This window comes from Rufibacter radiotolerans (assembly GCF_001078055.1).
GTDB classification, from domain to species: Bacteria; Bacteroidota; Bacteroidia; order Cytophagales; family Hymenobacteraceae; genus Nibribacter; species Nibribacter radiotolerans.
In genome coordinates this window covers 3,882,819-3,905,756 of sequence record NZ_CP010777.1, presented here as the reverse complement: position 1 = coordinate 3,905,756, position 22,938 = coordinate 3,882,819, and the positions used below count along the sequence as shown (strand labels likewise).

Genomic DNA, 22,938 nt, shown 5'->3' with positions numbered 1-22,938 from the left:
CATGAAGGCTCTGCGACACCTCTGTTTAACATTGCTTGTGTCGCTGCCGCTAGGCGTGGCCGCGCAATCTATAGGCCCGGACAAACCTGCGGATTTCCTGGATAAAGAATTTCACCGGCAACGGAGAGAGGCCCTGCGGCGACAGCTGCCGGCTCACTCCGTTGCCGTTTTGTTTTCCAATCCCCTCCGCAATCGGGCCAATGACGTGGATTTCCATTTCCACCAGGACCCCGACTTCTACTACCTCACCGGTTACCGCGAACCCAATGCCGTGCTGCTGCTTTTCTCTGACCAACTCATGATCAATGGGGTGGCCACCGAGGAGGTGCTGTTTGCGCAGCCCCGCAATCCGCAGGCTGAGTCCTGGACAGGCAAGCGCCTGGGCGAGGAAGGGGTAAAGCAGCATCTGGGCATTGCCCACGCACTGCCGGCCACCAGCTTTGCCGGCTTTAAGCTGGATACGGCGGCCTTTGAGCAGATCCTGCTCCTAGACCTACCCCATGACCTCCGGAATGACCCCCGTGACAAAGCCGATCTGTATGACCTTGTAGCGCAGTTTCGGCAGAAGGTAGGCGTGGCGCCAGACCAAAGCTTTGACCACCAGCAGGTATACCAGATCATCAAGCTATATGATGCACAGGCCGGTGACAAGGTACAGCAGGAAGTACAGCGGCAGATGGCAGCTAACCCCGCGCTGGCTGGCAATACATTCCTGAAGCAATATGTGACGGCCAAAGATGCGCCGGCCCGGGCTGCCGTGGCTGCCAGCTTGCCCAAAGAGAAACTAAACCTGTCTGCGCTGGAAGAAATCCTGGCGGAGATGCGGGAAGTGAAAACGCCGAAGGAACTGAAACTGCTCCGCAAGGCGGTGGCCATGTCGGCAATTGGTCAGGTAGAGGTGATGAAAGCCATGCACCCCAACATGTCTGAGACTGAGGTGCAGGGAATTCATGAGTTTGTCTACAAAAAATACGGCGCCGAATATGAGGGTTATCCGTCCATTGTGGGGGCGGGTAACAACGGCTGCATCCTGCATTACGTGGAGAACGAGAAACCCCGGCTTGGCAAAGACCTGGTTCTGATGGATCTGGGCGCCGAGTACCACGGTTATACCGCCGACGTGACCCGCACCATTCCGGCCAACGGAAAGTTCACTCCGGAGCAGAAGCAGATCTATGAGCTGGTGTATGCCGCCCAAGAAGCCGGTTTCAAGGCCTGTAAAGTGGGTAACCCTTTCAACGCCACCAATGAGGCCGCCCAAAGCGTGCTGGCCGCTGGTCTGGTGAAACTGGGCATTATCCAGAAACCCGAAGACGCGCGCCGCTACACCATGCACGGCGTGTCTCATTACCTGGGGTTAGATGTGCATGACCGGGGCACCTACGGGCCTTTAAAAGCCAACTCCGTGATAACCGTGGAGCCTGGTATCTACATCCCGGACGGTAGCCCATGTGATAAGAAGTGGTGGGGCATAGGCGTAAGGATTGAAGACGATATCCTGATCACCGACAAAGGCTGGGAGAACCTGTCGGCCGGGGCGCCGCGCACAGTCAAGGAGATTGAGGCCACCATGGCAAAGCCCAGCCCGCTGGACAACTTTAAGCTCCCGGAGCTGAAATAAGCGCAGCCGCAAGGATAGTTTAAGAAACAAGGCGCTGAATGGCGTTTTGGGCCTGGTTTCCGGGAAACGGCTTCAAAACTGGGTTTCCGTTGCTTGGAGTGGGGTGGCAGAGACGCACTGCGTGTTTCTCAACTTGCTACAAATAGAAAATTGTTGAAAACCATTTGTAATTACAGGACTGGTCTTGTATATTTGCAGTCCTAAATAAAAAATCAACTTCGCGATGGCAAAGAAAGCTAAAGGCAATAGAGTTCAGGTGATTTTGGAGTGCACTGAGCAGAAAAACTCCGATGTTCCTGGCATGTCTCGGTATATCACTACCAAAAACAGAAAGAACACTCCTGAGCGTTTGGAGATGAAGAAGTTCAATCCTTTCATGAAGAAAGTTACCGTTCATAAAGAAATTAAATAACCATGGCTAAGAAAGTAGTAGCAACCCTGAAGACCGCCACTGGTAAAGACTGGGCGAAGGTAATCAAAGCTGTTAAGTCTCCTAAGACTGGCGCGTACACCTTCAGAGAAGAGATGGTGCCTATTGACCAAGTTCAGGACGCCCTGAAAAAATAATTGCTGATATCGCATTCATGATATACCTGTAAAAGTCCCTCCATACGCGGGACTTTTTTGGTATTTCCCCCTTTTACCCACCCTTATCCCTAAACCGCAGACCAACCGCCATGGCACTTTTCGGCTTCTTCAGCAAAGACAAAAAAGAATCTCTGGACAAGGGCCTTGAGAAAACCAAGACCAGCTTTTTTGAACAGCTCAGCAAAGCGGTGGTGGGTAAGTCTACCGTAGACGAAGAGGTACTAGATGAGCTGGAGACCGTGTTGGTGCACGCCGATGTAGGGATTGGGACCACCGTCAAGATTATTGACCGCATTGAGAAGCGCGTGGCCCGCGACAAGTACGTGGGCACCTCTGACCTGGACAAGATCCTCCGCGAAGAAATCATGGCTCTCATGGAAGAGAACAAAAGCGGCATCTCAGCTGACTATACTCTGCCAGACACTGGCGGACAGCCTTACGTGATCATGGTAGTGGGGGTGAACGGCGTGGGCAAGACCACCACCATTGGCAAGCTGGCCTCGCAGTTCCACAAGGCCGGTAAAAAGGTAGTGTTGGGCGCGGGCGATACGTTTAGAGCGGCGGCCGTAGACCAACTCAAGATTTGGGGCGATCGCGTGGGCATTCCCGTGATTGATCACGGCATGAATACAGACCCGGCTTCGGTGGCCTATGACGCCGTGAAGAAAGGCGTGGAGATGGGTGCCGATGTGGTGATCATTGACACCGCCGGCCGTCTCCACACCAAGGTGGGCCTCATGAACGAACTTACCAAGATCAAGCGCGTGATGCAGAAAGTGATTGACGCCGCACCGCATGAGGTGTTGTTGGTATTAGACGGCAGCACTGGCCAGAACGCCGTGATCCAGGCCCGCGAATTCACCAAAGCCACCGAAGTAACGGCCCTGGCCGTGACCAAGCTGGACGGTACTGCCAAAGGCGGCGTGATCATTGGCATCTCAGACGAGTTCAAGATTCCGGTGAAATACATTGGCGTGGGTGAGCGCGTAGAGGACCTGCAGATTTTTGACAAGCGCGAGTTTGTGGATTCTCTGTTCTCCAAGAAATAAGTAAACTGTTTTAAGCCTGTTTTCTAGAAAACGGTCCTATAATGGTAACCTCTGCTTCAAGTTTTAACTTGGAGCTACTCATGAAGCACGTTTTCAACTTGCGGAGTAAGAAGGCCCAAGGAACTAATTTTTTGAGGCTTGCGCCTCAGGTAAGTTGAAAACTTACCACTACCCTAGGTCCAAGTTGAAAACTTGAACCAGAGTAAAACTTGAGAAGGTAGGATAGAAAGCCTCCTTTCAGTAGATAAAAGAAGACGCATTCCCATTTAATTGGGCGCAGACTAAACCAAAAGAGCCTGTTTGGTTGTTGCCCTTCCAGCAAAGACAACAGGCTAAAGTAGAAGGCACGTGAAAGTAAGATCCCTTAAACAAGACAAGTACAACGTGATCACCCTAGGGTGCTCCAAAAACCTGGTAGACTCTGAGGTGCTCATGGGCCAATTGCAGGCCAATGAGTTTGACGTAGTCCATGACTCAGAGAAAGACGACGCCAACATCATCATCGTGAATACCTGCGGCTTCATTGACAACGCCAAGCAGGAATCCATTGACACCATTCTGCGCTACGCTGATGCCAAAGAGGCGGGCGCCATAGATAAACTCTACGTGACGGGCTGCCTCTCGCAGCGCTACAAAGACTCCCTGGAGGCCGAGATTCCGCAGGTAGATGCCTACTTCGGGACCCTGGAATTGCCGCAGCTGTTGAAGACCCTGGAGGCTAACTACAAGCATGAGCTTATTGGCGAACGCCTGATCACTACGCCCAAGCATTACGCCTACTTCAAGATTGCCGAGGGCTGTAACCGCCCCTGCTCGTTCTGCGCCATCCCGTTGATGCGCGGTAAGCACGTAGACCGTCCCATGGAAGATTTGGTGCGCGAAGCAACTCGCCTGGCCAACATGGGCACCAAGGAACTGATTTTGATAGCCCAGGACCTTACCTATTACGGTTTGCAGCAGTACGGTGAGCGCAAGCTAGCCGAGCTCTTACAGCGCCTCTCAGACGTAAACGGCATAGAGTGGATCAGGATGCAGTACGCCTATCCGTCACAGTTCCCTATGGATGCCCTGGATGTGATGGCCGAGCGTTCCAACATCTGCAAGTACCTGGACATGCCGTTGCAGCACATCTCAGACAACATGCTCAAGACCATGCGTCGTGGTATCTCGAAGCGTCGCACCCTGGAACTGGTAGACACCATCCGTCAGCGCGTGCCAGACATCGCTTTAAGAACCACTTTGATTGCCGGTCACCCCGGTGAGACGCAGAAGGACTTTGAGGAGATGTACCAGTGGGTGGAGGAATCACGGTTTGACCGCCTGGGTATCTTCACGTACTCGCATGAGGAAAACACCCACGCCCACACCTTGGAAGACAACGTGCCGGAGGAAGTGAAGCAAGAGCGCGCCGATGCCATCATGGAACTGCAGCAAGGCATCTCCATGGAACTCAACGAAGCCAAGGTAGGCAACACCTACAAAGTGCTGTTCGACCGGAAAGAAAGCGGGTACTTCGTGGGCCGTACCCAGTATGACTCCCCGGAAGTGGACAATGAAGTGTTGGTGCCGGCAGATAATACCTATGTACGCCTCGGCGATTTCGCCAACGTGAAAATCACCGGTTCTACAGACTTTGACCTGTACGGGGAAGTAGTGATATAACCGTTTCGGGCTTGTTTTTTGGAAAACAGGCTTAGAATAGAAATGAATAGGAGAGCCTTCGTAAGTGTTACTTGCGGAGGCTTTTTTGCGATATAGAATTGGCTTTCGCCTTGGATTAGCCGCTGATGCCTGAGTCCTTATGCTGTAAAGTTTCATCTTCGCCCTCCGAGCGCTCACGGCCGCGGGGCCCCGTCTTTCCCCCTCGCACTGCCCTTGCGGCCTAAGCTTGTATTTCTCTCTTAGCTACCGATTTTGCAGGGCCACAAGCGAGGCGCTCGGAGTAAAGACTGGAATCGGGGGAATGCGAGGGACTGCTTGATTAAAGATTTGCGTTTAAGGGCATTTTGCTGAAAAACAGTCTCTAAATGAGAAGTCGCTTATTCAACGCAGACTCCCCCCTTGAGGGGGGCGAAGGGGGGTGTTTACACAGGAGAACACATATTGGTGCAACTCTTCTTCTTCTATACTGCCCGCCGTTGTTGGTGTTCCCAGGGTCAAACAACTAAAACGGCTGCCCTCTTCCTCGTCCCCCTTTGAAGGGGGTAGGGGGATGACCCACTCCTGCAGATTGATTCTATTTCCAGCCCGTTTTTCCCAAAAACAGCCTCAAAACGAAAACACCAGCGTATTCACACACCCCTACAACCACCAAACATTTCTAAACTTGAGTAGTTTCCTGCACAACACCATCTACCTGTTGCGTAGAAACGTACTACCGGTATAATTCTGAAAATAGATTTTACCTTTGCGCGGTAGGTGCGCTTAATGTGACCTGCACTCCATATATGAAAGTTTCCTGTATTGACTATAGCGCCACCGGTGCCTTCTCTTCCTTAGTGCTGGCCTATTTAAGCCAAAACGATAACCTGAAGCCGTTTTACGCCCGTTTTCCGGAAATTGGCTCCTTTTCAGAATTGATGGAGGAACGCCACTTCCCGGCGGCGCAACGGCAGGTACTGGTAGAAGAGCTGCAGCGGCAATACCAGGGCGTAGAGATGCCAGAGGCTGTGCAGCAGAACATTGCCGCCCTGGCGCAGGAACAGACGTTTACCATTACTACCGGGCACCAATTGAATCTTTTTACCGGTCCGCTTTACTTTATCTATAAGATTGTGACGGCCATTAAAACGGCCCAGGATCTGCAGAAAGCTTACCCGACGCAGAAGTTTGTGCCCGTGTACTGGATGGCCACAGAAGACCATGACTTCGCTGAGGTGAACCATTTCACGCTCTTCGGGAAGACCTATACCTGGGAGACTGACGCCAAAGGGGCCGTGGGCCGTTTCTCCACCGACGGGCTCAATGAATTGCTGGACGAGATGCCGGAAGATTACCCGCTTTTTGAGGAAGCCTACACCGACAGTACCACCCTGGCCGAAGCCACACGCCGCATTGTGAATGGCTTGTTTGGGCAGTACGGCGTGGTGTGCGTAGACGGCGATAACCCGGCCCTTAAGCAGGCCTTCAGCGCGGTAGCGCAGCAAGAGTTAACCGGGCAGGTAAGTTATAAGGCGGTTACCCAAACCAATGCCGAACTTGAAAAGCTCTTCAAGCCCCAGGTAATGGTGCGGGAGATCAACTTGTTTTACCTGGACCAAGACCTGCGGGAGCGCATTGTCAAAGAAGGCGACCAGTACAAGGTGCTCAACACAGACCTGGTGTTCACGCAGGAGCAGATCCTGAAAATAGCCCAGGAGCAGCCCGAGAAAATGAGCCCGAATGTGGTCTTGAGGCCTTTATACCAGGAACTGGTGCTACCAAACCTGGCCTATATTGGCGGCGGGGCCGAAGTGGCTTATTGGTTCCAGTTGAAGGGCATGTTTGAGGCGTTCAAAGTACCGTATCCGGCGGTGATGCTCCGCAACTCAGCGCTGTACATCACCAAGCCTAATGCCCAGCGCATGGAGAAGCTTGGCCTCACCGTAACCGAGCTGTTTAAGGAACTGCCAGAACTGAAAAAGCGGCTGGCGGAACTCCTGAACCAGGAAGAGGTAACCCTTGAGGCGCAACGCACGGCCCTGGCAGAGGCCTTCAGGCAGGTAGAGGAAATGGCGCAAAGCATTGATTCCACCCTGGTGAAAGCCGTGGGGGCCGAGGCCCAGAAAGCGCAGAACAGCCTGCAACTGCTGGAGAAAAAACTGAACAAGGCCGTAGAAAGCAAGAATGACACCGCTTACAACCAACTGGCCAACCTAAAGGAAAAGTTGTTCCCCGGGGGCGTGCTGCAGGAGCGGGTAGATAATCTGCTCACCTACCAGACCAACAACCCCCAGTTTGTAGAGGAACTGGTGGCGGCGTTCAATCCCTTTGCCTATTGCTTCACCATTTTACAGGAGGACTAGGCATGGCGCTCAAGGCTGATCTTAGAAAAGCATACCTGGTCCAGCGGCGCGGCATGTCTGAGCAAGAGGCAGAGGCGCTTAGCCAGGACATCGCACGCCAGTTTTTCACCCACTTCCAGCCGAAGGCCGGTCAGACGGTTCACACCTTTCTGCCTATTCAGCACCACCGCGAGATCAATACCTGGTATATTATACAGGAGATCTGGGACCGTTACCCAGATGTGCAGGTGTCGGTGCCTATTTCAGACCTGAAAGATGGATCCATGTCTCATTTCCTCCTTATGCCAGATACTGAACTGCAGGAGAACCGGTTGGGAATTCCGGAGCCGGTCAACGCCTTGCCGCTGCCAGAATCTGAGATAACCACCGTGCTGGTACCCCTGCTGGCGTTTGACCGGCAAGGCCACCGGGTAGGCTATGGCAAAGGATTCTATGACCGGTTTCTGGCGCTCCTGCCCCAGAACAGCCAGAAGATAGGAATCTCTTTTTTGCCGCCTATTGATCGTATTGATGACGTTCACGCCAATGACCTGGTGTTAGATGCCGTTGTTACGCCAGAAAAGGTCTGGACATTTGACGTAGAAAAGAAGGGCCCTTCTTCTGAACAAGATTCTGAAGACATCCAAGAGGAGGCCTGAGGGAGAAGCGGCTCTCAGGTCCAGAGCAAAGCAAATAGCGCCTGCTGTTGATTGGTAAATGATGTAATTCCTTTTCCCTTTAATTGTATGCCCAAAAGCAACTCTACTCTGTTATTGCTAATGTTGCTGATAGCCTTAAAAAGCTATGGGCAACCCATTTCTTTTCCGCCTGATTCCAGTGCGGTAATGGATAACGTTTCATTAGGGTCTGCCTTTCCTTTCCAAAGAGAAAATCTTCTTGCCAGGGCTCCCGCCGGGGGGTATGCCTTGGCACCTGCTTCTTCCCAGCAAGGGTTCAGCCTTGCGGTTAACAGAAAAATGGGGTGGGAACAAACCTATGAAGAGAAGAGGGTGCCTTTAGTAGTGGGGTTTCTCTTAGGGGAAGCTATGTTTGCCTTGGTAAGCACGCCTGGGTTTGCCAAAAACGGGGCTTACTGGTCGGCAGCCAGCCAGCATGTAATGTCATTGGGTTCTTTTAATGGTGGCAATTGGGCCGAGAATGACCAAACGCGCTGGGTTTCTTTTGGGATGCTGAACGCCCTAGCCACCCACCATTATTTTGTGAAACCTACCTCAGGGGCATCGGTCTTCTGGCGCAATTTTATTGGGTTAAACATGGTAGGGCTCACCTCACATCTGGTAGACAAGGCCATTAGCAAAAGAAAGGCGCGCAGAAGTTAGGCGCCTTTGATACATCTGGCCCTGAATTTAGCGCACGCCAAAATCCTTTGCCTAAAAATCAGACCCAACGCCTGGTGCTACCCTTTGTTAAGGATATGCGTGCTCAGTAGCTGGTACACTTCATTAATCCGGTCACCCTTCCCAAACTCCTTTTTAATAGGCACATCATCGCCGGTGAGCCAGATCTTGAGCTCGGCGTCCAGGTCCAGAATGCCGGCACTCTCCTTTGAGAACTTCTTGATGCTGGAGTAGGGGATGGTCATAAAATCTACCTTGGAGCCGGTGAGTCCCTGCTTGTCTACCAGGATCAGGCGCTTGTTGGTGAACACAAACATATCCCGTATCAGCCGGAAGGCTTTCTCTATGCGCTCGCCCTCAATAAGGATTGGCGCGAATTCCTTGGCCACGTTTTCGGTGGATATTTCTGAAGCATTGCCCATGAGGGCGTCAAATAGTCCCATGTGTTTTCTTTTTAGGTGACGGTCAATAGTCAGGAAAAACGCTGAAAGCCTTCCTGGCGGCCTTGCCTCTTTTAGGGAAGCATGCTTTTAAGTACGATTCATTTCTAAAGAAATTGATTGAAAGCGAAAGAAACCTAATTAATTGGTGATTAGGCTAGGAGATATAGAAAATTATAAATATTATATGAGCTTAATTGAATGTCAACCCTACTAACATCAGCTCTACTAACCTTATTTCCCTTACCTAACTACTTACAAGCATGAAAAAAATCTTACTTCTTTTATTGGCGTTGGTTTCCTCGCTGAGCATGAGTTATGCGCAGCAACGGGAGATCAGCGGTAAAGTGACCGCCGCAGATGATGGCGCCGGCCTGCCCGGGGTCAGCGTGGTGGTAAAAGGAACCAGCACCGGTACCTCTACCGACGCTAACGGAAACTTCAGCCTGCGGGTGGCAGATAATGCCGCGGTATTGGTGCTGAGTTACCTGGGCTATGTGACCCGTGAGGTTCCGGTGGCTGGCCAAACTTCTTTTAATTTGACCCTTTCCCCAGATAGCAAACAACTGAATGAAGTAGTGGTAACCGCCTTGGGCATAGAACGCAGTGAGCGATCACTGGGCTATTCCACCCAGCAGGTACAGGGCGAAAACCTTACCTATACCAAGGAGCAGAACGTGCTGGGTTCCCTGGCGGGTAAAGTAGCCGGGGTGCAGGTAACCGGTTCTTCGGGGGCCAGCATGGGCGGTACCCAGAAACTGGTGATACGTGGGGTGAACTCTATTAACGGGTCAAGCCCGCCTTTGCTGGTAATAGACGGTACACCCATCGCCAATACCAACTTTGCCGGTGACGCCGGTGCCGACTTCGGGAACCTGGGGCAGGACGTGAACCCAGAGGATATTGAGTCTATCAACGTGCTTAAAGGTCCGGCGGCATCTGCCCTGTACGGGATACGTGGCCAGTACGGCGTGATCATGATCACCACCAAGAAAGGCGCCAAGGGAGCCAAGAAAGTAAGCGTGGAGCTGAACTCTGCCTTCGCCATTGAGAAAGCGGGCAACTTTATGCCCTTGCAGAACCTGTACGGCGGTGGGTCAAAGCAAACCTGGAACCAACTGGCCAACGGGCAGAAATACGTGCAGCTGGACGTAGATGAAAGCTGGGGACCTAAAATGGATGGCACCCCGGCCCGCCAGTTCTACAGCTTCTACCCGCAGGACCCTGACTTTGGTAAGGAGACGCCTTTTGTGGCCCACCCAGACAACATCAGAGATTACTATGAGACCGGTACTAACCTGAACAACGGCGTGACCATTTCTGGCGGCGGCGAGAATACCAACTTCCGGTTAAGTTTCAATGACACCAGAATACAGGGAGTGGAGCCTAACACCTTTCTCAGAAGAAACAACGTGGGTGTGAGCGCCGGCATAGACATCAGCAAGAAACTGAATGTCTCTACCAACCTCAACATTGCCACCAACAACGCCCAGCGCCCTACCCAAGGCTCTGAGTTCGGGGCCCGGTACACCACGCAGTGGTTCCAACGCAACGTAGACATGAACCGCCTGAAAAACTATAAGTATGATGATGGTACTTTCCTGCAGTGGAACCTGCGCAACCCAACGCCCGGCTCCAGCGGCGTAGTCACCAATTTCAAGGCCCTTTACTGGAACAACCCGTACTTTGAAGCCTATGAAAACCCTACCACTGACAGCCGTGAGCGTCTGTTCGGGGACGTAGGCCTGACGTATCAAGTGCTGCCTGAGATTAAACTGAGCGGGTTTGTGCGATCAGACATGTACACCCAGAACATAGAGTCTCAGATTGGGTTTGGTGGTCAGGAAGCGGTGCCTGCGTACTCTGTAGGCAAATACCAGGGCCGCCAGATGAACTATGAGTTCCTGGCCCAGTATGACAAAGAGTGGGGGGATTTCTCGGTGAACGCCAACCTGGGCGCCAACCTGTTCAATGACCGGTATTCTTATCTGTCACTGGCTACGGTGGGTGGCCTTTCCGCACCCGGTTTCTACAACATTGAAGCCTCTATTGACCGCCCTGTAACGGCTTCTTACCTGCGTGAAAAAGAGATCAGGAGTATGTACGGCATGGTGTCACTGGGGTATAAAGACACGTACTTCCTGGATGCCTCTCTCCGGAATGACAACTCCTCGGCCTTGCCGCCTAAAAATAACTCGTACTGGTATCCTTCCTTGTCCGGGTCGTTTGTGTTCAGTGAGTTGATTGACTGGAACCCGCTTTCTCTGGGTAAACTTAGAGTAAGCTACGCCCAGGCCGGGTCAGACTTGCAGCCCTACCAGACCACTGCCTTCTATAACGTGGGCACCGTATACGCCGGTACCACCAGCGTGAATACCCTGTCTGTACCAGATAACCTCAACAACCCACTGCTCAAGCCGTCTTTTGCCCATTCCTATGAGGCAGGGGTAGACTTCAAGTTCTTTAACAACCGTTTAGGCCTTGACCTTACCTATTACCAGCAGAAGAACAAGAACCAGATCATTCCGCTGCGGGTGTCTGGCGCCAGCGGCTACGGAACGGCTACCGTGAACGCCGGTTTAATTGAGAACAAAGGCTTTGAGCTTTCCTTGACCGGTAGCCCGCTTAAGATGGAGAAATTTGCCTGGGACGCTACCTTCAACATCTCCAGAAACAGAAGCCAGGTAGTGGAACTGGCCGAAGGCAGCGATGTCTACAACCATTACTCTACCACCTACTCTTCTACCACCAGCTACCTGAACTCCTATGTAGGCCAGGCCTTTGGGGTGTTGATAGGTCAGTCTTACCAGCGTGATGCGGCCACCGGTAAAATATTGCTGGGCGCTAACGGCGTACCCTTGTTCACCGCCGCCACGCATAATTTCGGGAGCGTAATGCCAGACTATACCGGCGGTTTCCAGAACTCGTTCCGGGTCTGGAAGTTTGATGTCTCGGCCATGATTGACTACCAGATTGGAGGCCAGTTCTTTAGCCGGTCTAAAATGTTGGCCATGAGAACCGGTCAGGCCGCTGAAACCGCTGCCATGAATGACCGCGGCAAGAACGTGCGTGACCCTGTGACCGAAGGCGGTGGAGTGAGAGTGGAAGGCTTGTATGGGCCAGGCGTGAAAGTAAACGGCGTGGATGTAAGCGGCCAGGAAGCGGTGGTCTATGTGAATCCGCAGACGCTGTACGGTACCACCGCCAGAAGAATCTATGACGACTGGCTGTATGATGCCTCTTACGTGAAACTGAGAGAGGTACGCCTGGGCTACACCTTAGACAAAGCCATGCTGGGCAAGTTGCCTTTTGAGAGAGTAGGCCTGGCCTTGATCTCGCGCAACGTGGCACAGCTCTGGCAAAAAGCCCCTAAAGGCTTAGACCCGTCAGAACTTTCCAGCGGTGGCCAGTCTATCAGCTGGTATGAGTCTGGGCAGTTGAGCACCGTGCGCTCTTACGGGGTAAACCTTAACATTACTTTTTAATTTGAATGACCATGAAGAAGTTATATATCTTACTCCTGGCGGGTGTGCTGCTGGGGGGCTGCAATAATTTTGACGACGATATCAACATTACGCCTAACTCACCAAGCGCGGCCTCGGGCATGCAGCTGCTGGCCAACGCCATGCTGTCATTGCCAGGGCTGGGTTCTTCGCCGCAGGGCGAGTTTATGGCGCAGTTCCTTTCTGAGACCCAATACCCAACGGCTTCCTTGTACCCAACCGGGGGCACCAGCTACTACGGGCTGTACCAGGGGCCATTGATGAACATAGAGGAAACCCTCAAGTCAAAAGATTTGAGCGCGCTCCAGGGCCCCATTGCCAACCAACTGGCGGTAGCCAAGATCCTGAAAGCCTATTACTACTGGCACATCACAGACCGCTGGGGAGACGTGCCTTATTCCCAGGCGCTTCAGGGGAACGCCAACTTCACGCCCGCCTATGATACCCAGGAGTCTATCTACAACAGCCTGTTTGTACTGCTGAAAGAGGCCAACGACCAGATTGTGACCGGAAACGTGACCAATGACATCATCTACAACGGTGACATGACCAAGTGGAAGAAGCTGGGTAACACCATTAGGTTACTGATGGCGCTTCGCCTGTCAAACGTGAACCCTACCAAAGGCAAGGCAGAATTCAACGCGGCCTTAGCCGATGGGATCATGGCCAGCAACGCCGATAGCTTCGTGTTTAAGCACCTCCTGGACGCCAACAACCAGAATTACTGGTACGGCGAGGTGAGCCGGGGCCGTGAGTGGTGGGCCTTATCCAAAACCCTGGTAGACTACCTGAAACCGGTAGACGATCCCCGCCTGCCCGTGTTTGGCCAGCCTACCAAAACCACCAGAGAATACGTGGGCCTGCCCTTCGGAACCACGGCGGGCATGCCAAATACGTCTGCTTACTCGCTGTTAGGAACGGCCATTTTTGCGCAGAACGCTCCGGTTTATCTGGTGACTTATGCCCAGGCCCTGTTTGCCAAAGCCGAGGCCGCCAAACTGGGCTGGACTGCCGGCGGGGACGCCGAGGCGAAAACCAACTATGACCTGGCGGTACAGAACTCCATCCTGCAATGGACCGGGAGCACCACCGGCGCCAGCGCCCTGTTGGCCAAACCAGGCATTGCCTATGACCCGGCCACTGCCCTGCAGCAGATTGGCAACCAGCGCTACGTGCACCTGTTCATGCACGGCTTTGAGGCCTGGGCCGAATGGAGAAGAACTGGTTACCCTGCCAACCTGGTGCCATCGGCTGGAAACGCCGTGCCCACCCGCCAGATGTACCCCTCAGACGAGGCTTTCCTGAACGCCGAAAACTACAAGGCGGCGGTGCAAAGACTGCCCGGCGGCGATACCCTTTACGGGAAAGTATGGTGGGATAAAGACTAGCCAGCTAGTAAATCTATAGAAACAGAAAAGGCCGGTACGTTACCGGCCTTTTCTGTTTCTATGCCCTTTCCGTTTTAAGGGCGTTTTTCCGAAAACAGCCCCAAAACGGAAAGACTATTGCTCTTCAAAGAAGTAGGTCAGCTGGCCCATGTAGGCTTCATCCCAGCCTTCGGTAATGTCCTGGAAATCTTCGTCGGGGATATTGGTATGGCGTACCTCAACGGAGCAGCCCTGCTTGTGGGGGTGCAGTTTCAGGGTCACGATGGATTCCTCGGTTTGGTCCCCGAAGTACCATTGCTGCACAATCTTCTTGTTCTCCTCAAACTCCAGGTTCTTGCCTACAATGCTGCCTTCCCAGAGGGAGAATTCCGAGCCGGGCTCCGTGGACATCTCGGCGGGCTCGCCGGTCCAGATCTGCAGGGTAATGGGGTTGGTGAGGGCAATATATACTTCTTCGGGCGTAGCCGGCAGGGTGTAGTATTTCTTAAAGTCTTTCATGCGGGTATACTAAAGGGCGGGCCTTGTGGTCTCAGGCCATTTATTTGATTTCCTGGATGTCGCCTTTTGGCGTTATTTTGAATTTCTTGCGGGTCACGGTGAGCTTGCGGGTGCCGGGCAGTTCATTGTCCTGGGCATCTGACCTCCAGCGGGCGGTACTGTCTATGTGCTCAATGGTGAGATCCTTTTTAATGGTGAACTGCTCACGGTGCCGGAAGCCCGGTTCTTCGCCGCAGGCCGCAAATTTAAGGTCTTGTTCGTCAATAATTACCCCTTCTCTGGAATACGTCCTGAGCCGGGGCAGTATCTCATCTGTAGGGAAAAGCACCAGCAGCGCCGTTACGTCCTTATTCACGGTCAGGCGGCGGTAAGGCTGCTCCTCTGGCTTGAGGTAAGTGCTGGCCACGGCGGTGTCTGGCCTGGAACCCACCACGTAGGCATAGGAACAGCCTGCCTTAAAGGGTAAAGGCAACACGGGCAATCTACTGCTGAAGCTGGCGAAGGAAACAGGGGAGGGGGTCTCTACCATCACCTGCTCGGCCACGGGGTTGGCCTCATACTGGGCGGTGTTGTCTCTGGTACAGGAAAACACCAGCAACGAAAGCAAAAGGCCGGGAAACAGTTTTGTCATAGAAGGCTTATACGGAAAGTAAGCGGGTAAAGGATTGGCAGCCGGAGCCAAGGCGCAAGATAGAACTTTTACATCAGCCACTGGAACTCTGTTTTAGGCCTGTTTTCTGGAAAACGGCCCCAAAACGGCATAACGTAAAAAGCCGCAGGTCCTTACGGGCTGCGGCTTTTTTATAGGTAGAAGCGCTAGGGGTTTATTCCCCGTCTTCAGGTTGGGTCGTGGCCCTGGTTTGAGGTCTTTTGTTGTTCTGTTCGGCTTCTCTGTTGATTTCCGTGATGTCTACGGTCTGGGAAAAGTCACTCAGCAGGTATTTAGAGAAGTAGTCGGCGGTCATCCAGAAAGAGTACTCAGTCATGTCTCCGTAGCCATGGCGTTGGCCGGGCATCATCACAAAGTCAAACCGTTTGTTGGCTTTGATAAGGGCATCGGCCATTCTGATGCTGTTGGCCGGGTGCACGTTATTGTCTACATCCCCATGGGTGAGCAAAAGGTGCCCTTTCAGGTTTTTGGCCAGTTCTGGGTTTCTGTCAATGGTGTACTGGAACGTAGTGTCGCCTTTGGCCGTGATCACCTCTTTCACGCCATGGTGCTTCTCAGACCACCAGCGGTTGTAGATGTTGTTCTCATGGTTACCCGCGCCAGAGACCGCCACCTTAAAGAAGTCTGGGTATACCAGCATGGCGGCAGTAGACATGAACCCGCCACCGGAGTGGCCCGTGATGCCCACGCGGTTAACGTCAATGAATTTATGCCGGTCGGCCAGCTGCTCCACGGCGGCTTTCTTGTCTGCCAGACCATAGTCACGCAGGTTGCCGTACCCAAAAGTGTGGTACCACTTGGAACGGGCCGGGTGCCCGCCGCGGTTCCCCACGGTGACTACAATAAAGCCTAGTTGCGCCAAGCGGTCCATTCGGTCCATGCTGCGCCCGAAGGCTTTGTTCACGGCCTCGGTCTGCGGGCCTGGGTAGATGTACTCAATGATAGGGTACTTCTTGGTGGAGTCAAAGTCAAAGGGCTTGTACATGACGCCGTACAGGTCGGTCACGCCATCATCAGCTTTCACCATGAACGGCTCCGGGAACTTGTAGCCGGTGGTCATCAGGCGGGACAGGTCTGCCTTCTCCAGGTCCATCACTTTTTTGCCATTGTTGTTGTACAGGGTAGAAACCGGCACCGTGTTCACGCGGGAGGCCGTGTTTACGAAGAACTTGCGGCTGTCATTCATGCTACTTTGGTGGTCAAAGTTGCCGCTGTTGAGCAGCTTAAGACCCGAGCCGTCAAAGTTCACGCGGTACAGGTGCAGGAAGTACGGGTCTTCCTTGGCTTCGCGGCCGTTGGCCGTAAAGTACAGCACGCGGGCTTTGTCATCAATGCCTACAATTTCCTCGCAGTGGTAAGCGCCCGAGGTGATCTGGTTTTTGAGCTTGCCGTTGCCGTCATACAGGTAGAAGTGGCCCCAGCCGTCGCGCTCAGACCAATGAATGAGTTCATTGCCACCGTTCACCAGGCCCACGCGACTTACTTCCACGTAGGTGTTGAACCGCTCGTCAATCAAGGGCTTCACGGTGCCCGAAGGAACATCCAGAGACAGTACGTCAATCTTTTTCAGGTCGCGGCTGGTGCGGGTAAAGTACACCTTGTTGTTGGTGCCGTGCCAGAGGTTGGCCCGGAACTCGTCATCGCGGCTGCTTTGCTTCGCGGGCGCTGGCCACACGGAAAGCTCCTGGTCCTTGAACGCGGCAGCGTTTATTTTCCTGGCGGTCTTGTCTGCGAAGTTGAACAACAGCAACTCTCTGATAGGCGCCTCTTTCTCGCCGGGCATCTGGTACTTGTAGGTTTCTAGGGCCGGGCGACCGGTAGCGGTGTTGTGCAGCACCCACAGGTCTTTCACCTTGCGGGCATCGGTGCGGGTCATGATGAAGTACTTAGAGTCCGGTGACCACATGATAAAGGTCGGCTTGCGGTTCTTTTTGTTTTTCTCGCGCTCCACGTTGGTTTCACCCTGCGAGTCGCCGTAGCTGTAATTCTCCACGCCATCATTGGTGAACTTGGTTTCCACAATGGTAGAGTCTTTCTCGTTCTTGAGGGCTTTCTCATAGTTGGCACGGTCCATCCAGTAGAGGTTGTGCTCTTTGGCGAACACCACAAACTTTTGGTCTGGGGAAATAGAAGCCCACATAGGCTTGCGCTTTGGCTTGTTGTAGTCCTTCAACTCAGTGAGTTTACGGGTAGCCAGATTGTACTGGAAATAGAAGGTTTTCTTCTCCAGGGAGTCGGCGGCTTTCTTGTCTATGCGGTCTTTCTTGACCTGGTCAATAGAGCTTTTTACCTCAAACTGTACGTTTTTTTCGTCCTCGGTGAACTTCAGGTTCTCCAGGGGTAGGTGTTGGGCGTCAAACGGGTCGCGTATGACCAAGGTGATATCAGCGGCCAGTTTATCTGTGTTGAAGATAGCCTGTTTTGACTTGGCTACCGGGTCTACCACGTACCAGTTCTTGCCGTTGGAAGTCTCATACATGTACCAGAACCTGTCGGTCTGCTTGAGCCAATGCGGGTCCAGGCTGGTGGTGAAAATAAGCTTCTCCAGTTTCTTTGGCGAGAAGCGGGCGGCCAACTGATAATTGGCTTTGGCCGGTTGCCCAGACTGGGCGTACAGCCCCAGGCTCGCCCATAAAAAGGCAGCCAGGAAGGAAAGAATTCTCATGTAAAAAGAAGTGTGTTTGTTTGGAAGCCTGAAGATACGAAACGGCTCTTGAATAATAAGATAGGAGGAGGAAAGGGGTGGGGATACCCTTTTTTAGCCTTGGCTTTTTGTGGTGTTATCAGCTGTTCGCCGTCTTCGCCGTTGTTGGTGTTCCTAGGGGCCAACGACTAAAACTGCCTTTCCATCTACCAATAAGCCCTTGCTTTCTATTAACTTCCTGCCAAGCCTTGGGGCGGGAGTCGCGCCAGGCTGGCGTTTGTCACTTTTCTCCTTGATGAGAAAAGTAACCAAAAGAATCAAGAACCCCCGAACTCGCTGCCGCTCAGACAGGCGGGGCTTCTTTTCAGTACCACCGGGCAAGAGCTATCTGCTTCGTAGGGAGCTTAGGCCTCTACCAATTGAGTAGCCGCTACTTGCCCCTGCCCATGCTTCGGGCTACGCGTGGCGGCCCTCCGCAAGGTGCGGGGCAGGATATAGGTTGCTGCTTGGTCCGCTGTAATGCCTTTATCGCCCTGCGGGCGGGAAGATTTCCCAGTTAGAATTGCCTTGGATCCAAAGACCTCGTAGTGTGCGCAGCTCCTGCGAGTGTCTACGCAAAATGCCATGGGAAGCAATCTGCGTTGGTGTAGGGACAGGGCTTGACCTGTCCGTGGTTCCAGCTGCTAGGGGCCTGTCTGCTAGGGGCCTGTCCCTTGCAATGACCCTGGAAACCCATTTTGAGGATGTGCCTCACGGAAGTTGAAAACTTCCGCCCATGGTAGGTCCAAGTTGGAAACTTGAACCAGAGATTGGGCTAATCTAAAATCTAGCTGGCTTTCACACCGCGGGTCATTTCCCTTTTGCCCGGGGGGCCGGGGAGGGCTTCTACGGTGAAGCCGGCGGCTTTCAGGCTGCGTTTGAAGCTGCCTTTGGCGCAGTAGGTGACCAGCGTACCGCCGGGGGCCAGGCAGTCATGCATTTTCTGGAAAACGGCATCGGTCCAGAGGTGGGGTTGTTTCTCCGGGGCGAAGGCGTCAAAGTAGATGAGGTCATAGCTTTCCGGGGCCGGGGCGAAGGTCTCCAGATCGGTCTCTAGCTTGCGGAGTGTAAAGGTGGGCGTGATGGTGACGGCTTCCTCCCAGGGAGCAGCGTGCAGCGGCGTGAAAAAGTCCAGCAGTTCGGGATTTAGGATGAATTTCTCAAAGTGCAGCTGGGCCACCACGTCCATGGGCAGCGGGTATTTTTCCAGGGTATCATAATGCACGGTGGCGCCTGTGGCCAGGGTGTGCTGGAGGGTAAGCAAGGCATTTAAGCCGGTGCCAAAACCAACTTCCAGAATGCGCACGGAAGGCAGACGCTCCAGCGTAGCCTGCAGGCCCATCTTGATGAACACGTGCAACGACTCCTGCAAAGCCCCGTGCACAGAATGGTAATGCTCATTCAGCTCCGGTACGAAAAGCGTGGTGGAGCCGTCTTTGGTCTGTCTTACTTCCAGGTTCATGGGGTGAAATTAGGAATTAAGAATTAGGAATTCAGAATTAAGAATTGGCGGGAAGTGGAGAGGTGTTTTAGAGGTGTTTCCCAGAAAACAGGCTTAAAACGGAAACCAGCCTACTACCATCATCAGTGGTTCTTCCCGTAGAGGAAGCAAGAAATTGCGTCTCCGTTTTAAAGGTGTTTTTCTGAAAACAGGCTCAAAATAGAACTGCTTCCACCAGGAGAGGGGCAAGAGGTCTGTGAGGAAAGCTACCAACCAAGAAAACGGGTAAGGAATTTACGCAGGCTCAATTTGCATCGCCCCCATTCTTAATTCCTAATTATTAATTCTTAATTACTTAGTCAATGTACCCTTCATACTCAAAGCTGGCCACCTTGTCTTTGGACAGGTGGAACTTGAGCCAGGAGTTGCGTTCCCAGTCACAGACTTCCACCACGTTTTTCTGCTCTTTGATGAACAGCTTGTAGCCTTGTAGTTTCTGCAGGAGCTCCTGGCGGCTGGTGCCTACCTTAATGCCGTTCCTGAGGGCCAGGTTGGGGCTCTTTACATCTGCGTAAGAAAGCAGGAACTGTTTGGTGTACTGGGGGTAATACAGTTCCACGGTGCTGGAATCAAAGTTCACCTGAAAGATGGTGTCTATGTAGCGGGCGTTGTGCAGGTTGGCGATGGTGTCTTTGAACACCTTAAAGTTAGTGCGCACCTGCGCCGTGTAATGCTTGAGCACAGGCTCATTCACCGACAGGAACGGGTTGGAGATGAAGTCGGCGGCCTTGCGTACCTCAGGGTTTTCATCGGCTTGCAGTTCAACGCGCTTGTAGAACGCGGTCATGCTGGCCGTGTTGTTGAAGTTACGCTGAAAGGCGGTTTTAGCGGGTACGGTTTTGGGTTTGAGGGCGGCGGTCGCGGCTACCCGGGGGGTATCAGGTTCCTGCTTGCTCTGGCAGCCAGCATAAGCCCATACCGGGAGTAACAATAAGAGCACAATCAGCCGCCGCATACCAGTATCAGAAGTAGAGATTTTTGTCAGAATGGTAGAAGGTATACGGGAAAACGTAGGGCAAAGCTACGCAATAGCCACATTTATTTCCCTTTTATTTGGACCAGAAATCCCGCTTTTACCCCTAAGTCAAGAGCAAAAATATCTACTTATTTTCATACTCATCTAGGCTCCGTTCTGTTGGTGCCGGAAACCGGAAATCAGGCATAGATCCTTGACCAAACCGAGGAGCTAATGGGCGCGAATAAGACCAAAGAGAAACAGCCTGGCCCCGTGTGGGGTAAACACGTTTTCAGGCTGTTTTAGAAAAAATAGGCTCTAGACGGCTATTCCTTGAAGCGGCCTTGTGCAGGTGGCCGGCCGGCTTTGGCGTCATTAGATTCTTCAAACGGCACCTCGCGCACCTCAATGCGTACCGAGTTCTCATCTGGGGTAATGGGCTGTCCGAAGCACTCGGCATATTCCTGGGTCACTTCTGCCCCAAAGAAGATGATCAGCGAAGAGTAGTACACCCAGACCAGCAGAATGACCAGGGAGCCCGCGGCGCCGTAAGAACTGCTGAAATCGCTGCGGCCAATGTACCAGCCAATAAGGTATTTGCCCAGCAGAAACAGAAAGGCAGTAATGGCGGCGCCCACCCAGACATCGCGCCACCGGATAACGGCGTCTGGCAGGTATTTGAAAATCAACGCAAACAGCAGCGTAATAAAACCCATAGACACCACCACATCCAGGATATAAATGAAGACAATGGCAATGCCCGGTATGAGTTCCTTCATGTAGTCTGTGAGTACGCCAATAAGGGCGCTCACCACCAAACTCACCAACAGCAGAAACGCAATGCTCAGGATCATACCAAAAGACAGCACCCGGTCCATGACCAGTTTCATGACCCCGTTCTTGGCCTTGGTCTTCAGGTTCCAGACCTGGTTCAAAGATTCCTGCAGGGTCACAAAAATGGTAGTGCCTGCAAAGATTAAGGTGCCAATGCCAATCCAGGTGGCCACGGTGCTGGTGCCTTCAAGGTGCTGCCGGGACAGCATCTCCTGAATTTGGGTAGCCGCCTCTGCCCCTACCATTTCATTGAGCTGGCTGTATAACTGGCCGCTCACGGCTTTCTCCCCGAAGAAATAGCCGGCGGCGGTGACCACAATAAACAACAGCGGGGGCAGGGAGAAAATGGTGTTATAAGAGAGCGCCGCCGCTAACCGCAGCGAGTTGTTCTCCATAAACTCCACCCCGGAATTCTTGATAAGGGACATGATACTTTTCGCAGCATACTTAGCCATTGACGTGGGTCTTTTAGTGAGGGTCTAGCCAAACTACGGGAGCAGCAATACAATTGTTGAAATTATAAGCACAAAGCCTGGGCGAGGGAGAAGAGGAAGCAACCGCGGAGTGCTGCTTTTTCGTACCTTAGCCTGGCACCTAAGACCCACCTAGCTATGAGATTGTTCTTCCTGTATCTGTTCCTGAGCAGCAGTATGTTACTGATGAAATGCAGCACCACCGCCCCAACCCAAGCCACGGGCACCGCAGACCCCAAAGCAGCTGCCATTGCCAAAGAAGTGATGCAGGCCATGGGCGGCCGAAAAGCCTGGGAAGACACTCGGTTTCTGGCCTGGACCTTCAATAACCAATACCACCTCTGGGACCGCAAGACCAATGACCTGCGCTATGAGCGCGGCGACTCTCTGGTGGTGATCAGTAACCTGGATACCAAACTAGGGCAGGTTTATCTGCGGGGCACGCAGGTCACAGATACCACCAAGGCCAACCCCTGGCTGCGGCGCATGTACCCCATGTGGGCCAATAACTCCTACTGGTTTGTGATGCCCTACAAATTGCAGGACGCCGGCGTAACACTTAAATACGTAGGCGAGGGCCAGACCCAGGCCGGCGCGCCCGCCGATATCCTGGAAATGACATTCTCCAAAGTAGGCGTGACCCCAGACAACAAGTACCTGCTGGCGGTAGACAAGAAAAGCCATTTGGTCACAGAGTGGAGCTACTTTGCCAAGTACACAGACCCTAACCCAGCCTTCACCCGCCCCTGGACCAACTACCAGCGCTACGGCAACATCCTGCTTTCCTCGGGCCGCAGCACCGACCCCAATGACCGACTCAACATTAAAGACATTGCCGCTCCCGCCTCGGTTAGCCCAGAGATATTCAGCAGCCCAAAGCCCATTAACCGGAGTCTTTTTAAGTAAGGAGTGAGTTGTAGGACATATCAATCAAAGAACTTTGTCCGAGATGATAAAGATTTTGCAATTGTACGCTGTGCTGTTGCTGGCTATCCCAGCACCGGCTATGAATAGTGACTCTGTAATTATTTCAGGGTTAAAGTCTTCGTACGCAAAGGGAGAACCTATAAAGTTTAGTATTAAGAATGATACCAATCATGACGTCTACATTTCATACAGCCTATTAGCCCTTGTAGAAGAAGGCGAATGGTTTGACCAAATCCCTGACCTTAAAAACTATAATTGCAATAGCCAAGTAAAGGTCGGTATTGTCTATAATTTACTGAAGGCTAATGAAACGGCTTCTGTCATGTGGCACCCTAAGAAAGCAAATAAACAGTATTGTTTTAATTGGCTGAAATATATAGGCACATTTAGAATAGAGGTTCGTTTTGCAGAGCACAAGGATGCTATGTCAAAAAACTTTACATCATCAAGCTTTTCAATAAAATAAG

General features: G+C 52.7%; 19 protein-coding genes. 12 read left to right on the top strand and 7 right to left on the bottom strand.

From position 1 onward, the window contains the following. Positions 1-37 precede the first annotated feature (37 nt). From TH63_RS15820 to TH63_RS20385, 8 genes are all read left to right on the top strand, one after another. Complete coding sequence (locus TH63_RS15820; protein WP_231583489.1) at positions 38-1,621, top strand: aminopeptidase P N-terminal domain-containing protein; 1,584 nt, start codon at positions 38-40, stop codon at positions 1,619-1,621. A 223-nt stretch (positions 1,622-1,844) separates the two neighbouring features. After that, positions 1,845-2,033, top strand: a complete 189-nt coding sequence (gene rpmG, locus TH63_RS15815; protein ID WP_048921797.1) for a 50S ribosomal protein L33 — start codon at positions 1,845-1,847, stop codon at positions 2,031-2,033. 2 nt (positions 2,034-2,035) lie between these two features. Beyond that, positions 2,036-2,188, top strand: coding sequence for a DUF4295 domain-containing protein (locus TH63_RS20025; protein ID WP_071887815.1), 153 nt, complete (start codon positions 2,036-2,038; stop codon positions 2,186-2,188). Between the two features lie 110 nt (positions 2,189-2,298). Continuing rightward, positions 2,299-3,258 carry a signal recognition particle-docking protein FtsY gene (gene ftsY / locus TH63_RS15810; protein ID WP_048921796.1) on the top strand — a complete coding sequence of 320 codons (960 nt, stop codon included), beginning with the start codon at positions 2,299-2,301 and terminating at the stop codon, positions 3,256-3,258. 348 nt (positions 3,259-3,606) lie between these two features. Then, positions 3,607-4,920, top strand: a complete 1,314-nt coding sequence (gene rimO, locus TH63_RS15805) for a 30S ribosomal protein S12 methylthiotransferase RimO (protein WP_048921795.1) — start codon at positions 3,607-3,609, stop codon at positions 4,918-4,920. 785 nt (positions 4,921-5,705) lie between these two features. Then, positions 5,706-7,262: a bacillithiol biosynthesis cysteine-adding enzyme BshC gene (gene bshC / locus TH63_RS15800; RefSeq protein ID WP_048921794.1), complete on the top strand. Its 1,557-nt coding sequence runs from the start codon at positions 5,706-5,708 to the stop codon at positions 7,260-7,262. A gap of 2 nt (positions 7,263-7,264) precedes the next feature. Continuing rightward, on the top strand, positions 7,265-7,900 hold the full coding sequence (locus TH63_RS15795) for a 5-formyltetrahydrofolate cyclo-ligase (protein ID WP_076606510.1): 636 nt from the start codon (positions 7,265-7,267) through the stop codon (positions 7,898-7,900). Positions 7,901-8,218: 318 nt separating this feature from the next. After that, the gene (locus TH63_RS20385; RefSeq protein WP_156180650.1) at positions 8,219-8,581 is read left to right on the top strand and encodes a hypothetical protein; all 363 of its coding nucleotides are present in this window, start codon (positions 8,219-8,221) and stop codon (positions 8,579-8,581) included. A 77-nt stretch (positions 8,582-8,658) separates the two neighbouring features. On the opposite strand, the gene TH63_RS15785 is transcribed toward TH63_RS20385, so the two are convergent. Next, entirely contained in the window at positions 8,659-9,042 is a 384-nt protein-coding gene (locus tag TH63_RS15785) for a PH domain-containing protein (RefSeq protein WP_076606509.1), read from the bottom strand. A gap of 260 nt (positions 9,043-9,302) precedes the next feature. Here TH63_RS15785 and TH63_RS15780 point away from each other — a divergent pair, with 260 nt between their 5' ends. Beyond that, positions 9,303-12,524, top strand: coding sequence for a SusC/RagA family TonB-linked outer membrane protein (locus TH63_RS15780; protein WP_048921792.1), 3,222 nt, complete (start codon positions 9,303-9,305; stop codon positions 12,522-12,524). 11 nt (positions 12,525-12,535) lie between these two features. Then, a complete protein-coding gene (locus tag TH63_RS15775; protein ID WP_048922899.1) occupies positions 12,536-13,930 on the top strand; it encodes a SusD/RagB family nutrient-binding outer membrane lipoprotein in 1,395 nt (464 codons plus the stop codon). Between the two features lie 114 nt (positions 13,931-14,044). Here the strand turns inward: TH63_RS15775 and TH63_RS15770 are convergent, their stop codons facing one another. The 6 genes from TH63_RS15770 to TH63_RS15740 form a co-directional block, all read right to left on the bottom strand. Further along, complete coding sequence (locus TH63_RS15770; RefSeq protein WP_048921791.1) at positions 14,045-14,428, bottom strand: SRPBCC domain-containing protein; 384 nt, start codon at positions 14,426-14,428, stop codon at positions 14,045-14,047. A gap of 40 nt (positions 14,429-14,468) precedes the next feature. Beyond that, the gene (locus TH63_RS15765; RefSeq protein WP_048921790.1) at positions 14,469-15,059 is read right to left on the bottom strand and encodes a hypothetical protein; all 591 of its coding nucleotides are present in this window, start codon (positions 15,057-15,059) and stop codon (positions 14,469-14,471) included. A gap of 193 nt (positions 15,060-15,252) precedes the next feature. Beyond that, complete coding sequence (locus TH63_RS15760) at positions 15,253-17,763, bottom strand: S9 family peptidase (protein ID WP_048921789.1); 2,511 nt, start codon at positions 17,761-17,763, stop codon at positions 15,253-15,255. Positions 17,764-18,568: 805 nt separating this feature from the next. After that, positions 18,569-19,243, bottom strand: coding sequence for a tRNA (5-methylaminomethyl-2-thiouridine)(34)-methyltransferase MnmD (gene mnmD / locus TH63_RS15750; RefSeq protein ID WP_048921787.1), 675 nt, complete (start codon positions 19,241-19,243; stop codon positions 18,569-18,571). A 334-nt stretch (positions 19,244-19,577) separates the two neighbouring features. After that, complete coding sequence (locus TH63_RS15745; RefSeq protein WP_048921786.1) at positions 19,578-20,237, bottom strand: hypothetical protein; 660 nt, start codon at positions 20,235-20,237, stop codon at positions 19,578-19,580. A 326-nt stretch (positions 20,238-20,563) separates the two neighbouring features. Beyond that, positions 20,564-21,526 (bottom strand): YihY/virulence factor BrkB family protein, encoded by a 963-nt coding sequence (locus tag TH63_RS15740; protein WP_048921785.1) that lies wholly within the window; start codon positions 21,524-21,526, stop codon positions 20,564-20,566. A 156-nt stretch (positions 21,527-21,682) separates the two neighbouring features. Here TH63_RS15740 and TH63_RS15735 point away from each other — a divergent pair, with 156 nt between their 5' ends. Together TH63_RS15735 and TH63_RS15730 are read left to right on the top strand one after the other, a co-directional pair. After that, positions 21,683-22,450, top strand: a complete 768-nt coding sequence (locus TH63_RS15735; protein ID WP_076606508.1) for a hypothetical protein — start codon at positions 21,683-21,685, stop codon at positions 22,448-22,450. A 34-nt stretch (positions 22,451-22,484) separates the two neighbouring features. Further along, positions 22,485-22,937 carry a hypothetical protein gene (locus TH63_RS15730; RefSeq protein WP_197088576.1) on the top strand — a complete coding sequence of 151 codons (453 nt, stop codon included), beginning with the start codon at positions 22,485-22,487 and terminating at the stop codon, positions 22,935-22,937. The last annotated feature ends 1 nt before the right edge of the window (position 22,938 follow it).